This window comes from Phytoactinopolyspora halotolerans, assembly GCF_010550675.1.
Lineage (GTDB): Bacteria > Actinomycetota > Actinomycetes > Jiangellales > Jiangellaceae > Phytoactinopolyspora > Phytoactinopolyspora halotolerans.
In genome coordinates this window covers 288,606-303,328 of the sequence record NZ_JAAGOA010000003.1, presented here as the reverse complement: position 1 = coordinate 303,328, position 14,723 = coordinate 288,606, and the positions used below count along the sequence as shown (strand labels likewise).

Below are 14,723 nucleotides of genomic sequence, written 5' to 3'. Positions count from 1 at the left end.
GTGGAGGTATGAGCACTAGTTACTACCGTCCCACCAAGCGGCGCGGCCTGGTCCGCCCCCGCGAGGGCCGCATCTTCGCCGGTGTCTGCGCCGGGCTGGCGCGGCGCTTCGGCACCACGCCCACCCGCGTGCGCATCATCGCCCTGCTGTCCTGCCTGCTACCCGGACCCCAGTTCCTGATCTACATCGCGCTGTGGTTCATCATGCCGAACGAGGACTGACCCGGTCCGGACGCAGACCGGCCAGCGTCCGCTGCGCCGTCAGCGCCGCGTATCCCGGTTTGACCACGTCGTTGATGAGCGCGAGCCGCTCGTCGAACGGGATGAACGCACTTTTCAGCGCGTTCACCGCGAACCACTGGAACTCGCCCAGATCGTAGCCGAACGCCTCCGACAGCAGCGTCAGCTCGCGCGACATGGAAGTGTCGCTCATCAGCCGGTTGTCCGTGTTCACCGTGACCCGGAAACGGAGCCGCGCAAGCAACCCGAACGGGTGCTCCGCGATCGATTCGGCGGCTCCGGTCTGGATGTTCGACGACGGACACAGCTCCAGCGGGATCCGCTTGTCCCGCACATATGCCGCAAGCCGCCCGAGCCGGGTGTGTCCCTCCGAATCGACCGAGATGTCATCGACGATCCGGACGCCGTGGCCGAGCCGGTCGGCGCCGCACCACTGCAGCGCCTCCCAGATGGACGGCAGCCCGAACGCCTCACCGGCGTGAATAGTGAAGTGGGCGTTCTCCCGGCGCAGGTACTCGAACGCGTCCAGATGCCGCGTCGGTGGAAACCCGGCTTCCGCCCCCGCGATGTCGAAGCCGACCACACCGCTCTCCCGGTACCGGATCACCAGCTCGGCGATCTCACTCGACCGAGCGGCGTGCCGCATCGCCGTCAGCAGCGTCGCCACCCGGATGGGCCGCCCCGCCTCGGCCGCGCGCTGCTCCCCCAGCCGGAAGCCGGTCTCGACCGCCTCGACCACCTCGTCGAGCGTCAGTCCGCCGCCCAAGTGCAGCTCCGGCGCGTACCGCACCTCGGCGTACACCACACCGTCGGCGGCGAGGTCCTCAGCACACTCGGCCGCCACGCGCGTCAGCGCCTCAGCGGTCTGCATCACGGCCACCGTGTGCACGAACGTCTCCAGGTACCGCTCCAGCGAACCGGAGTCCGCCGACTCCACGAACCACCGGCGCAGCTCTCCGGCGTCGTCGGCGGGCAGCTCGTGACCGATCTCCGCCGCGAGCTCGACGACCGTCTCCGGGCGCAGGCCGCCGTCGAGATGGTCGTGGAGTAACACCTTCGGAGCGGCCAGGATCTCGGCCTGTGTCGGCGCCATGCTCGCCACGCTACTCCAGCGTGCCCACCACGTCAGGGCGACCCCGCATGAGGCGTGCCCCACATACGCGACCTGCATGGGGGCACAGCGCCGCCCGCGCCGATAGTCTCGGTGGTGTGGCCCGGAATGTCTATATCGCCTCGGTGACCGGAGAAACCGGCAAGTCGACCGTCGCCCTCGGCGTGCTCACCGCACTCACGCGCCGCATCGGCCGCGTCGGCGTCTTCCGGCCGATCGTGCGCCCGGAACGACGCCCCGACTACGTGCTCGAACTCCTGCTGGAACACGACGGCACCGACCTGCCGTACGACGCGTGCGCCGGCGTCACCTACGACGACGTGCACGCCGACCCGGACGCCGCGCTCGGCACCATCATCGACCGCTACCACGAGGTCGCCCGCCAGTGCGACGCCGTCGTCATCGTCGGCAGCGACTACACCGACGTCGACAACCCGACCGAGTTCTCCTTCAACGCGCGCATCGCGGCCAACCTCGGTGCGCCGGCACTGCTGGTCCTCAACGGCCGCAACCGGACGCCGGACAACATCCGCACCGCGGCGGACGCGGCTATCGCCGAGCTGGCCGCCAACTCCGGCCATCTGCTCGGGACGATGGTCAACCGGGTGGAGCCGGCACGCCTGGCCGATGTCCGCGACGCGCTCAAGCCGCTGTCGCCGGTCTACACGCTGCCGGAGGAGCCGCTGCTGTCCGCGCCCACGGTCGCCGACCTGGTGGATGTGGGCGGCGAGTTGTACCGCGGGGACGCCGAACGGCTCGGCCGCGAGGTCAGGGGATTCGTCGTCGCCGGGATGACGCTCCCGAACGTCCTGGATCGGCTGACCGAGGACGCCGTGGTGATCACTCCGGCCGACCGCTCCGATGTGCTGCTTGGGGTGCTGATGGCGCACGCGTCGCGGACCTTCCCCAGCCTCGCCGCCATCGTCCTGAACGGCGGGTTCGGCCTGCCTCCCCAGATCGTGCAACTGATCGACGGCCTCAATGTCAACCTGCCGATCATCACCACCAGCGGCGACACCTTCGCCACCGCCACGGCGCTGGCCGCGGTCCGGGGACGGCTGACCCGGGATGCGACCCGAAAGGTGCAGACGGCGCTGACGGTGTTCGAGCAGCACGTCGATGACGTCGAACTGCTCGGCCAGCTCGACGTCACCCGCAGCGACGTGGTCACACCGCTGATGTTCGAACACCGCCTGGTGGACCGGGCCAGGGGCGGAACCCGGCATATCGTCCTACCCGAAGGCGAGGAGGAGCGCGTGCTCCGGGCGGCCGATACGGTGCTACGCCGCGGCATCGCCGAGCTCACCCTGCTCGGCGATCCGGACCGGATCCAGGCGGTGGCCACCAACGTCGGCGTGGACATCGGCGCCGCACGCATCGTCAACCCGGCGGACAGCGAGTGGCGGGAACGCTTCGCCGAGGAGTACGCGTCCCGCCGCGCCCACAAGGGCGTCACCCTGGAGCTCGCGCACGACCAAGTCGCCGACGTGTCCTACTTCGGCACCATGATGGTGCTGCTCGGGCTCGCCGACGGCATGGTCTCCGGGGCGGCGCATACCACTGCACACACCATCCGGCCCGCGTTCGAGGTGATCAAGACCAGCTCCGGTGTGTCGACCGTGTCCAGTGTCTTCTTCATGTGCCTGCGCGATCGTGTCCTGGTCTACGGCGACTGCGCGGTCAACCCGGATCCGACCGCCGAGCAGCTCGCGGACATCGCCATCTCATCGGCGCAGACCGCCGAGGCATTCGGGGTGGAGCCGCGGGTGGCGATGCTCTCCTACTCCACCGGCGAATCCGGTTCCGGGGCAGAGGTGGACAAGGTGCGCGCCGCCACCGCGCTGGCACGTCAGCGCCGTCCCGATCTGTCCATCGAGGGGCCGATCCAGTACGACGCCGCCGTGGACGCGGGTGTGGCCCGGACCAAGCTGCCCGACAGCGACGTCGCGGGCCGGGCGACGGTGTTCATCTTCCCCGACCTCAACACCGGCAACAACACCTACAAGGCGGTGCAGCGCAGCGCCGGAGCCGTGGCGATCGGCCCGGTCCTGCAGGGCCTGCGCAAGCCGGTCAACGACCTGTCGCGTGGAGCGCTGGTGCGAGACATCGTCAACACCATCGCGATCACCGCCATCCAGGCACAGGCCAGCGTCTTCTGAGAGTGCGGCTCGATGGAATCCTCCCCGCCCGCGGCAAGGTCGTCGCAGGGCTCCTCCCACGCCGATGCCCGAGCCTACCCGGGAGGATTCCATCGAGCCGCGCTCTCCACACGCTTAAGGGAATCTCAACGGGCGGCGATGCGGAGCACGTCGTCGATCTGCTTCCGCGCCGTCTCCAGGTTCGAGGACGGGAACATCGCGATGCTGTCGGCACCGGCGGCCTCCAGCGCGGCGACATGCTCCAGCGCGTCATCCAGAGTGCCGATCGGGCCCAGCTCGGTCCACCACTCCGGCGGCATCGTGACCAGGCCTTCCACGCCGTGCTCGCGGTAGCGGGCGATGAGCTCGTCGGAGAAGGGCAGTGTCTGTATGCCCGGCTTCGGGTCGTCCAGCAACGTCGCCAGCCACGGCGCCATCTGGGTGTAGGCGGTGCGGCGGTCCCGTTCGATGCAGAGCATGGAGAACGTGACCACCCGGAACCTCTCGGGATGCCCCGCCTGTTCGAATGCCCACCGGACGTAGGCCGGGCCGGCCGGTTCCGCCAGCACGACGCCGTCGGCCGCCCGTCCCGCCAAGGCCATCGATTTCGGCCCTCGAACGCCGGCCAACAACGGCGGCACTTCCTGTGGCGGGTGGTACAGCTGGACGTCGTCGAGATAGACATGACTCCCGTGCATCGTGACGCGCTCGCCCGCCAGCAGCCGCCGCACGCCGGTGAGGACCTCCTCCAGTGCGGTCAACGGAGACGCAGGACGTACGCCCATCTGCCCCATCCAGGATTGGACTCCATGCCCGATGCCGGGCAGCACTCGGCCCGGTCCGAGGTCGCAGAGGGTGGCGATCTCCATCGCCGTCACGGCTGTGGTACGGACCACAGCCGGAAGAATTCCGGTGCCTACTGTGAGTCGGTCACTGACGGCGAGCGCCGCAGCCGCAAGACTGGCACCTGCGGTGTAAAAACAGTCCTCGATGATCCACAGCTGGTCCGCTCCACCGTCCAGCCGCCGGGCGAAGTCGGTGACCTGTGCCGCGGGGAAGGTCCGATCGAAGCACATACCGATATGGGCTCGTTTCGTCTCCATGTCGGCACGGTACACGGGGGCACTGACACATGCCGGAGGACACTGGAAAGATGACGGATATGCGAACGTGCGGCTCCCTCCGCAGCGTGGTGCCGGTCCGGACTGGCACCACGGTGGACAGCAATCTGACCGAGATCTGAGAACGGTACGACGGGGTGTGAGATGAGTGCAGCGGTACTCGTACTGAACTGCGGGTCGTCGTCGATCAAGTACCAGCTCATCGACGCCGAGAACGCTCACGTGGCGGCCCGGGGCCTGGTGGAGCGGATCGGCGAAGACGGCGGCCACGTCCAGCACCAGGGCGACGGCGAGCCGGTCGACCTCAAACTCGACCTGCCTGACCACGACGCCGGCCTGAAGACCGTTCTGGACGTCCTCGACCAGCACGGGCCCCCGTTGTCCGATGTCGGGCTGGCCGCCGTCGGGCACCGTGTGGTGCACGGCGGCGACCGCTTCTCCGAGCCCGTCGTCATCGACGACGAGCTGGAACAGACCATCGATCAGCTGTCCGCGCTGGCGCCGCTGCACAACCCGCCGAACCTGGCCGGTATCCGGGTCGCCCGCGAGGTGCTGCCCGATGTGCCACATGTGGCCGTCTTCGACACCGCCTTCCACCAGACGCTGCCGGCGCGCGCCTACACCTACGCGATCGACCGTGACGTCGCGCGACAGCACGGCATCCGCCGCTACGGCTTCCACGGCACCTCGGTCGCCTACGTCTCCCGAGAGACCTGCCGGATCCTGGAACGTGACCCCGCACGCAGCAATCTCATCGTCCTCCACCTGGGCAACGGCGCGTCCATCACGGCCGTGCGCGGCGGCGAGTCGATCGACACGTCGATGGGATTGACCCCGCTCGAGGGCCTGGTGATGGGGTCGCGCAGTGGCGACATCGACCCCGGCGCGGTGTTCCACCTGCGTCGCGAGGCCGGCATGTCGGTCGACGAGCTCGACCAGTTCCTCAACCAGCGCAGCGGGATGCTCGGGCTCACCGGCGTGCGCGACATGCGCGAGGTGCACCGCATGGCGACCGACGGCGACATGGACGCGAAGCTGGCTCGCGACGTGTACTGCTACCGGATCCGGCACTACATCGGTGCGTATCTCGCCGCGCTGGGAGAGGCGCACGCCCTCGTCTTCACCGGTGGCGTGGGGGAGAACGACGCCTGGGTCCGCTCACACGCGCTCGCCGGGCTGCAGCGGTTCGGCATCGCGATCGACCATGTCCGCAACGCCTCTCGCGGTGGCAGGGCCAGGCTGATCTCGGCGGACGGTGCGCAGACGGCGGTGCTGGTGGTCCCGACCAACGAGGAGCTGGAGATCGCCCGCCAGTCGCTCGCCGTGGTCCGCGGCTAAGCGGTGCGTACGACGTAGGCGCGTACGACGTCGTTGCGCGCCGGCCCCCTCGGGCACCAGCGACGTCGTTCCCGCGCCTTGCCTACACGGCGACGCGGTCGATCACCAGCGGCGGAAGATCGGGGCGTGCGCCGTCAGGAGCGATCGTGTAGGCGCCGTCCAGGATCTGCAGCGCCCGCTCGAACCGTTCCGGCTCGTCCGTATGCAGGGTCAGCAGCGGCTCGCCTCCGCGCACCGAGGCGCCTGGCTTCGCGTGCAGCTCCACGCCGGCCGCAGCCTGGACGGCGTCCTCCTTGCGCGCACGGCCCGCGCCGAGTCGCCATGCGGCTACACCGACCCGGTAGGCGTCGAGTTCGGTCAGCATGCCCGTGCTCGGAGCCAGGACCGTGTGGGTCTCCCGCGCGGTGGGCAGCGCCGCGTCCGGGTCCCCGCCCTGCGCCGACACCATGGTCCGCCAGACGTCCATGGCGGAGCCGTCGTACAGGGCCGCGGCCGGATCAGCGCCGTCGACGCCGGCGGCCGCCAGCATCTCGCGAGCGAGCGTCGTGGTCAGCTCGACGACGTCCGGGGGACCGCCGCCGGCCAGCACCTCGACCGCCTCCCGGACCTCCAGTGCATTGCCCACGGTCAGTCCCAGCGGGGTCGCCATGTTCGTCAACAGCGCGACCGTGGTGACGCCCGCATCCGTGCCGAGCTCGACCATGGTGCGCGCCAGCTCCCGCGCCGAGGCGACGTCCTTCATGAACGCACCCGATCCCACCTTGACGTCCAGAACCAGCGCGCCGGTTCCCTCCGCGATCTTCTTGCTCATGATGGAGCTGGCGATCAGCGGGATCGCCTCGACCGTACCGGTCACGTCGCGCAACGCATACAGCTTCTTGTCCGCCGGGGCCAGGTCGGCCGTCGCGGCGCAGACCACGGCGCCGGCGTCCCGCACCACTTTCAGCATCTCCTCACCGGAGAGAGCCGCCCGCCAGCCCGGAATGGACTCCAGCTTGTCCAGCGTGCCACCGGTGTGCCCCAGCCCGCGACCGGACAGCTGCGGAACGGCCGCACCACATGCTGCCACCAGCGGCGCGAGTGGAAGGGTGATCTTGTCTCCCACGCCGCCGGTGGAATGCTTGTCCGTGGTCGGCCGATCGACGCTCGACCAGTCCATCCGGACACCGGAGCGAACCATGGCATCGGTCCACCGAGCGATCTCCTGCCGCGACATTCCGTTCAGCAGGATCGCCATCGCCAGGGCGGACATCTGCTCATCAGCGATCTCACCCGCGGTGTAGGCGGCGATCACCCAGTCGATCTGGGCGTCCGAGAGCTCGTCGCCGTCCCGCTTGACGCGGATGATGTCCACCGCGTCGAACCTGTTCTCACCGGTGCTCGTCATCGCTCACGTCCGCTTCGCCACTCGTCCTTAGTTCGGGTGAGACGATCCTGCCCGATACCCGGCCGTCTCGCTACGGCCGACTCACCGTCCAGCCCAGCGACGGTCGACTCACCGTCGGGGCGGGTGCTCGGCACACCGTCGGGGCGGGTGCTCGGCACACCGTCGAGGCGGGCGTTCGGCTCGCCGTCGGGGCCCGCGTTCGGCCCGCCGTCCAGCCCAGCGCTGAGCTCGGCGTCGAGCTCGGCATCCAGTCGGGCGTCGAGTTCGGCGCTCAGTTCTTCGTCGAGACGCACGGTGCGGCGATCCGCCCGCAGATATCCGAACGCGGTCAGCGCGAAGCCGGCCGAGACCACGCCCACCATCAGGTACGACTTGCCGGTCGAGGGCAGGAACGCCGCCGCGGTCGCCGCCGCCGCGACAAAGCTGATGTTGAACGCGACGTCGCAGAAGGAGAAGACGCGACCCCGGTAGTCGTCGTCGACGCGCTCGTGCACCACGGTATCGACGACGATCTTCACGCTCTGCGTCGCTACGCCCAGCACGAACGAGAGCACCACCAACGCCGGAACCTGGAAAAATGCCCCGGGCAGCACCACGACCACCGCCGCCAGCGCGAGCGCCAGCGCCGCCCACCGCTCCTTGCGCACCCGTCGGCTGACCAGCGGCGTCAGCGCGGCCGCCGCGGCGAAACCGGCGCCGGACACGCCCAGGAACATCGCCAAGGTCCCGAGGCCGCCGTCGACGTCGTCCTCATGGAAGTAGTTGCGGGACAGCAGGATCGCGGCGATCAACGTCACGCCGTAGAAGAACCTGGTCGCCGACAGCGCCAGCATCGCCCACAGGGCCGGCTTGCGGTCGTGGATGTGCTGCGCCCCCTGGACCATGCCCGCCGCCACCTGGCGCACCGCCTGACGGACGGTGATCCGCTCCACCGTGTCGTCCGGCCCCAGCCGGCGGCGGTCCAGGCGCAGCGGCAGCAACGCCGCCACCAGGTACACCGTCGTCGCGGCCAGCGCCAGCGAGCTGTCCGTCGAGCTCTCGGCGGCGGTGCCGAGCACCAGCCGCTGGGTCAGGTAGCCGACGCCCACGCCCGCGATCACCGCCACGGCCCCGGCGGTGGGCGTGACCGAGTTCGCCATCACCAGCTCGCTGCGCGGCACCACCCGCGGCACCGATGCGCTCAGGCCGGCCAGCACGAACCTGTTCACCGACAGCATGACCAGCACCGTGGTGAAGAACACCGGGCCGACGTCGTCCGCCGAGATCTGCCACGCCACCAGGAACGTCAGCACCATGCGCAGCAGATTGGCGACAAGCAGCACCTGTCGCCGCTGCCACCGGTCCAGCAGCACGCCGGCGAACGGCCCGACGATCGAATACGGCAGCAGCAACACCGCGAACGCCGCGGCCGCAGCCGGTGCCGTCGTCTGCCGTTCAGGTGAGAAGAAGACGTACGAGGCCAGCGCCACCTGCAGGACGCCGTCCCCCAGCTGGCCGGTGATGCGGACCGCGAAGAGCTTGCGGAAGTCCGGGCGGCGCAGCAGGGTGCGCAAGTCCGCCACGAATCCCGTCACCACTGGCACAGTCCCCCACCCTACGGGTCGACCACGGGCAAGATCACCAGAACCGGACGGAAAGCTCTGTGCGTTCCACCACGACGGTTCGGCCCGTCACCACGCACCTTGTGGCGGCGTGGCGGGCGATTGCGGGCCGAGGTCGTCCGCTGCAGGCGGTTGCGGGCCGAGGTCGTCCGCGGCGAACGCCTGCGGCAGCACCTCGGTCATCGGCAGAACGCCTTCGGGCGTCTCGACCAGCAGCTCGGCTCCGCCGTGCTCCCAGAGCAGTTGCCTGCAGCGGCCGCATGGCATCGTCAGGCGCCGGTCCTCTCCGCCCACGCAGGTGAACGCCACCAGCCGGCCGCCTCCGGTCGCCACGAGCGACGACACCAGCCCGCACTCGGCACACAGCGTCAGCCCGTACGAGGCGTTCTCCACGTTGCAGCCGGTGACCACCCGGCCGTCGTCGACGAGCGCGGCTGCGCCCACGGGGAACGCCGAATACGGCGCGTACGCGCGCTCAGCGACCTCGACCGCCGCCGCCCGCAGCGCGGCCCAGTCCACCCGCTCACTCACCCTCATCACCCACACCCCGCCTAAATGATCATGTGAAGTAGGTCTTCTCGTGCCGCAACAGGGCTGCAGACATGGTAGAGCACGAGGAAACCTACTTCACATGATCATTTAGGGTGCGCGGTGCCGTTAGTGTTCTTCGCCGCGGCGATAGCGCATGCCGTCGGCGGCCGGCGGTCGCAGCCGCTGTGACGCCGTCGCCAGCACCGCTAGCGTCACCAGGTACGGAGTCATGGTGGTGATCTCGTTCGGCAGATAGTCCAACGTCGCCCAGCCGAGCACCGCGGCGCCGGCCAGCACCAACAGCACGGCACTGAGCACGAAACGTCGCCGGTACAGATCCCACACACCCACGGCCGCCAGGATGAGACCGACCAGTAACAGCAACGCCAGCACCGCCGCCGACGTCTGCGCCCGCAGCCGCACCGCGTCGGAGTAGCCGAACAGCCCCGACCCCATGGCCAGGCCGGTGGGCCGCCAGTTGCCGAAGATCATCGCCGCCAGGCCGATGAACCCGCGGCCCCCGGTCATGCCCTCCCGGTAGGAGCCGGTGAACAGCACGAGCATCAGTCCGCCCATCCCGGCGAGCGCACCGCTGGTGATGACCGCGAGGTATTTCATCCGGTAGACGTTGACCCCGAGCGACTCGGCCGCCACCGGGTTCTCCCCGGCCGAGCGCCAGCGCAGCCCCAGCGCGGTTCGCCACAGCACGAACCACGCCAGCGGCAGCAGCGCCAGCGCGATCAAGGCGAAAACCGTCAGGCCGCTGGTCAGACCACGCAGCACGCCGCCGATGTCGGAGAGGACGATGACGTCGGTCCGTTCCAGCCGTCCCAGCAGGTCCGGCCCGGAGGACAGGATCGGCACGTCGAACGATCTGGCCGCGCCGATCGGCGGGGACTGCGTCGGGCCGCCGCCCTGCTCGCCTTCGGCGTACACCGCCTCCGACAGGAACCGGACCAGCCCCGCCGCCACCAGGTTGATCGCGACGCCGCTGACGATATGGTCGACCCCGAACGTGACCGTGGCCAGGGCGTGCACCAACCCGCCGAGAGCGCCACCGATGACGGCTCCGAGCAGCGCACCCCAGGGACCGTAATGCCAGCCGCCGAACCCGGCCCCCCAGGTGCCGAGAATCATCATCCCCTCGAGACCGATGTTGATCACACCTGCCCGCTCCGCCACCAGGCCACCGAGCGCACACATCGCGATCGGCAACGCCAGGATGAGCATGGCCCGGGCTGTCCCGCTGCTGGTCAGCACGTCCTCACCGGTGATGGCGCGGACGGTGGACAGAGCGATGAACCCGAGCGCGATGATGAGCAGGATCCGCTGTGTCCGCGACACCCGGGTCAGCCGTCCGTCGATGTCGGCCAGCCGTGGCTCCTCCGTGCGACTCACGAGCTCACCTCCGGCTGGGCGGCGGATTCCTCGGATCGGGTCGCCGGGTCCTGAGCCCGGGCGCGACGTTCCTCCCGACGACGAAGCCGGCGCCGCGCCACCTCGTCGACGATCAGCACCGACAGCACGACGATGCCCTGCATGATGGTGACCGCGGCCGGCGGAATACCTTCCGACTGCAGACGCGGGCCCGCCCGGTCCAGGAAGGCGAAGAGCAACGCCGCCAGCGCGATCCCGCCCGGGCGGTTACGCCCGAGCAGCGCCACCGCGATGCCGGTGAAGCCGTAGCCCGCCACGAACGAGTCCGTCTGGAACCGATGCGCCGACCCCAGCAGATCCGGCAGCCCGACCAGCCCCGCCAGCGCGCCGGAGAGCAGCATCGCCTTGATCACCATGGCCTTCGACGAGATGCCGTTCGCCGCCGCGGCCAGCGCGTTCAGACCGCTCGCCCGCAGCTCGAACCCGAACCGCGAGCGGGACAGGACGACGGCCATCACGATCCCGACGACGATCGCGACAACGACGAAGCCATGCACGGGCCGCCGCGGCTCCTCCAGGCCAAGCGTGCCGAACAGGTCGTTCAGGCCCGGGAAGTGGCCCGACTCGTCGATCGGCCGGGTGGCCGCGGTCTCCCCCGCGCCGAGGTCCGGATCCGCGAACGGCGACCGCACGAACCACGCGGCCAGCCCGATCGCGATCGAATTGAGCATGATGGTGGAGATGACCTCGCTCACACCCCGCGTGGTCTTCAGGACCGCCGGGATCGCCGCGTAGGCGGCTCCCGCGGCCATCGCCACCAGGACGATCACCAGGATGTGCAGCGGTGCCGGTAGGACGATGGCCGCGCCTACACCCGCGGCGATGACCGTCGCCACCCGGTACTGTCCCTCGACGCCGATGTTGAACAGCCCCATCCGGAAGCCGATGCTGACGGCCAGCCCGGACAGGAACAGCGGCGTGGCGCGGTTGATCCACACCCCGATCGAGTTCGCCTGCGCCGTCGCGGAGTCGCCGAAGTCGAACAGCGCACCCAGCGCAGCCAACGGGTTCTCGCCGATGATCAGGATGAAGACGCCGGTGATGAGCAGCGCCATGACCAGCGCGACGAGCGTCGGCGCGATCCGGCGCGCCAGCTGGAGCAACCAGGTCATCGCTCCGCCGCCTCACCGTTAGCGGTCACCGCGCCGGTCATGTACCCGCCGAGGATTTCCGGCGTGACGTCAGCCGGATCCAGCTTCGCCACGATCCGGCCGCGCAGGAGCACGTACAGCGTGTCCGAGAGCCCGAGCAGCTCCTCCAGGTCGGCGGAGATCAGGACGGTCGCCAGGCCGGCGGCCCGCGCCTCCCGCAGCCGGTCCCAGATGGCGGCCTGAGCACCGACGTCGACGCCGCGCGTCGGGTGGGCCGCGACCAGAACCCGCAACTTGGTGCTCATCTCCCGGCCGATGACGAACTTCTGCTGGTTACCGCCGGAGAGGGCGTCCGCCATGGTGTCCGGGCCGGGCGCCCGCACGTCGTACTCGGTCATGATCGCCGCCGCCTCCTGGCGGGCGAGTCGTGGCCGGATCCAGTATCGACCCCCGGCGGGTGCCTTGGTCTGCCAGCCCAGCAGCCGGTTCTCCCACAACGGCGCATCGAGCAGGAGCGCCTGACGGTGCCGGTCTTCCGGGATGAAGCCGATGCCCGCCGCGCGGCGATCCTGCGCAGACCACGCGGTCATGTCCTGACTTCCGAGCGTGATGGTGCCCGCGTCCGGCTTGCGCAGACCCATGATCGCTTCGACCAGCTCACTCTGGCCGTTGCCCTCGACGCCGGCGAATCCGACGATCTCGCCCTGCCGCGCGTCGAATGTGATGTCGCTGAGCAGGTCGCGCTCGCCATCGGAGCAGATCCGCAGGTCGGCGACGGCGAGCTCGACCACCTCGGTCACCGTCGACTCTGTGGTCTCCGGGGTGGGCAGTTCGCTGCCGACCATCAACTCGGCGAGCTGCCGCGACGTCGTGGCCTGTGGATCGACGGTGCCGACAGTGGCTCCGCGCCGGATCACTGTGATCCGGTCCGCCACCTGCAGCACCTCGTCCAGCTTGTGGCTGATGAAGATCACCGAGAGCCCAGCGCTGCGCAGCTCGGCCAGATTCTCGAAGAGCGCGTCGACCTCCTGCGGCACCAGGACGGCGGTCGGCTCGTCGAGAATGAGCACCCGGGCGCCGCGGTACAGCACCTTGGCGATCTCGATCCGCTGCCGGTCGGCGACGGAGAGCTCCTCGACCATCCGGTCCGGACGCAGGCCGAGGCCGTACCGGTCGGAGATCTCCTGGATCTTCGTCCGGGCCGCGCCGAAGTCCAGCCGCCCGCCGGACGTCGGCTCCGCGCCGAGGACGATGTTCTCCAGGACCGTGAAGTTGTCCGCCAGCATGAAATGCTGATGCACCATGCCTATGCCGGCCGAGATCGCATCCCGCGGGCTGCCGAACTCGACCGGCGCACCGTCCACGCTGATGGTGCCCTCGTCCGGCTGGTACATGCCATAGAGGATCTTCATCAGCGTGGACTTGCCGGCGCCGTTCTCACCGACGACGGCGTGCACCTCACCCGGCTTCACCGCGAGGTGGACGTCACTGTTGGCGACCACCCCGGGGAAGCGCTTCGTGATGCCGGTCAGCTCGATGACCGGCGCAGCGTTCTCGGTCACTCCTCGGAGCTGACTTCGATCTCACCGTCGATGATCTGCTGCTTGTAGTCTTCCAGCTGCGCGATGATGTCCTCGGACATGTGGTCACCACTGGTGCTGTAGCCGACGCCGTCGTCGGAGAGGTCATAGACGGTCGACTCCACGTCGCCCTCGCTGATGTAGGTGTCGATGCTCTCGAAGACGGCGTTATCGACGCGCTTGAGCATCGAGGTGAAGATCACCTCTTGCAGCTCCGGGTCGCCGACCGTCTCATATTGGTCAGAGTCGGTACCCGCAGCCCACGCGCCCGCATCCGCGGCTGCCTGGAACACGCCGACGTTCGAGTCGCCGGCGGCGGTGAAGACGACCTCGACGCCGCGGTCGTACATGGCTTCGGCGGCCACCCGGCCACCGGCGGCGTCGTCGAACCCGCTGGGGTCCTCACCCGCCGCGAGCCGGTGGTCCTCCACCTCGATGGAGTCGTCGACGGCCGCGACGCCCTGCTTGAAACCGGCACCGAACGCGTTGATCACCACGCCCTCGTTACCGCCGACGAAGCCGATCTGCCCGCTCTCGGACATGAGCGCAGCGGCCACGCCGACCAGGAACGAGCCCTGATGGTCGGCGAAATTCATGACGGCGACGTTCTCCTTGTCGCTGGGCGCGCCGTCGATCCGCACGAACTGCACGTCGGGGTACTCGTCGGCGACGGTGTCCATATCCTCGCCGAACGCGTATCCGATGCCGAAGATGATCTCGTGGCCCCCGTCGGCCAGCTCACGCAACAACTCGTCGCGGTTCGAGCCGTCCGGGTTCGGCGACAGCTCGTTGAACTCGATGCCGAGTTCGTCCTGGGCACGCTCGATGCCCGCCGCCGCCGAGTCGTTGAACGACCGGTCGCCACGACCGCCGACGTCGAACGCCAGACCAACCTGGAGGCCGTCGCCGGAACCGCCGTCTTCACCCGACTCGGTGGTGTCCTCCGAGCCCCCGTCATCGTCCTCTGCGCACGCTGTGAGCAGCAGAGCCGCGGTAGCAAATCCCGCGGCAAGTTTCATTACCCGGCGCACGGGCCCTCCCTCATCCAAATCCTGTCACCACGAAGACGCTAGAGCGTATCCGTTACGCCCCGGTTCCAGCGAGCTCAACGGGCCGTCGTTACCGGAACGGAACCTGCACGTCGGTACG

Annotated in this window: 12 protein-coding genes; 3 read left to right on the top strand and 9 right to left on the bottom strand. The window is 69.3% G+C overall.

Annotation, left to right across the window (positions count from 1 at the left end):
• The first annotated feature begins 8 nt into the window (after positions 1–8).
• The gene (locus G1H10_RS05910; protein WP_163734048.1) at positions 9–221 is read left to right on the top strand and encodes a PspC domain-containing protein; all 213 of its coding nucleotides are present in this window, start codon (positions 9–11) and stop codon (positions 219–221) included.
• Here G1H10_RS05910 and G1H10_RS05905 read toward each other — a convergent pair.
• The gene (locus G1H10_RS05905; protein WP_163734044.1) at positions 202–1,332 is read right to left on the bottom strand and encodes an adenosine deaminase; all 1,131 of its coding nucleotides are present in this window, start codon (positions 1,330–1,332) and stop codon (positions 202–204) included. The genes G1H10_RS05910 and G1H10_RS05905 overlap by 20 nt on opposite strands.
• Positions 1,333–1,448: 116 nt before the next feature.
• Here G1H10_RS05905 and pta point away from each other — a divergent pair, with 116 nt between their 5' ends.
• The gene (gene pta, locus G1H10_RS05900) at positions 1,449–3,509 is read left to right on the top strand and encodes a phosphate acetyltransferase (RefSeq protein WP_163734042.1); all 2,061 of its coding nucleotides are present in this window, start codon (positions 1,449–1,451) and stop codon (positions 3,507–3,509) included.
• 125 nt (positions 3,510–3,634) lie between these two features.
• On the opposite strand, the gene G1H10_RS05895 is transcribed toward pta, so the two are convergent.
• On the bottom strand, positions 3,635–4,591 hold the full coding sequence (locus tag G1H10_RS05895; RefSeq protein ID WP_216852943.1) for an LLM class flavin-dependent oxidoreductase: 957 nt from the start codon (positions 4,589–4,591) through the stop codon (positions 3,635–3,637).
• 162 nt (positions 4,592–4,753) lie between these two features.
• On the opposite strand from G1H10_RS05895, the gene G1H10_RS05890 reads away from it, so the two are divergent.
• Positions 4,754–5,947, top strand: a complete 1,194-nt coding sequence (locus G1H10_RS05890; protein WP_163734039.1) for an acetate/propionate family kinase — start codon at positions 4,754–4,756, stop codon at positions 5,945–5,947.
• Between the two features lie 82 nt (positions 5,948–6,029).
• Here G1H10_RS05890 and G1H10_RS05885 read toward each other — a convergent pair whose 3' ends face one another.
• The 7 genes from G1H10_RS05885 to G1H10_RS05855 form a co-directional block, all read right to left on the bottom strand.
• Positions 6,030–7,334 carry a thymidine phosphorylase gene (locus tag G1H10_RS05885; protein ID WP_163734036.1) on the bottom strand — a complete coding sequence of 435 codons (1,305 nt, stop codon included), beginning with the start codon at positions 7,332–7,334 and terminating at the stop codon, positions 6,030–6,032.
• A complete protein-coding gene (locus G1H10_RS05880; RefSeq protein ID WP_216852942.1) occupies positions 7,331–8,917 on the bottom strand; it encodes an MFS transporter in 1,587 nt (528 codons plus the stop codon). The genes G1H10_RS05885 and G1H10_RS05880 overlap by 4 nt, the downstream gene beginning before the upstream one ends.
• An 87-nt stretch (positions 8,918–9,004) precedes the next feature.
• Positions 9,005–9,472 carry a cytidine deaminase gene (locus tag G1H10_RS05875; protein WP_163734033.1) on the bottom strand — a complete coding sequence of 156 codons (468 nt, stop codon included), beginning with the start codon at positions 9,470–9,472 and terminating at the stop codon, positions 9,005–9,007.
• Positions 9,473–9,592: 120 nt separating this feature from the next.
• On the bottom strand, positions 9,593–10,864 hold the full coding sequence (locus G1H10_RS05870) for an ABC transporter permease (RefSeq protein WP_216852941.1): 1,272 nt from the start codon (positions 10,862–10,864) through the stop codon (positions 9,593–9,595).
• A complete protein-coding gene (locus G1H10_RS05865) occupies positions 10,861–12,015 on the bottom strand; it encodes an ABC transporter permease (RefSeq protein WP_163734030.1) in 1,155 nt (384 codons plus the stop codon). The genes G1H10_RS05870 and G1H10_RS05865 overlap by 4 nt, the downstream gene beginning before the upstream one ends.
• Positions 12,012–13,556, bottom strand: coding sequence for an ABC transporter ATP-binding protein (locus tag G1H10_RS05860; protein ID WP_163734028.1), 1,545 nt, complete (start codon positions 13,554–13,556; stop codon positions 12,012–12,014). The genes G1H10_RS05865 and G1H10_RS05860 overlap by 4 nt, the downstream gene beginning before the upstream one ends.
• Positions 13,553–14,605, bottom strand: coding sequence for a BMP family lipoprotein (locus G1H10_RS05855; RefSeq protein ID WP_216852940.1), 1,053 nt, complete (start codon positions 14,603–14,605; stop codon positions 13,553–13,555). The genes G1H10_RS05860 and G1H10_RS05855 overlap by 4 nt, the downstream gene beginning before the upstream one ends.
• Positions 14,606–14,723: the final 118 nt, after the last annotated feature.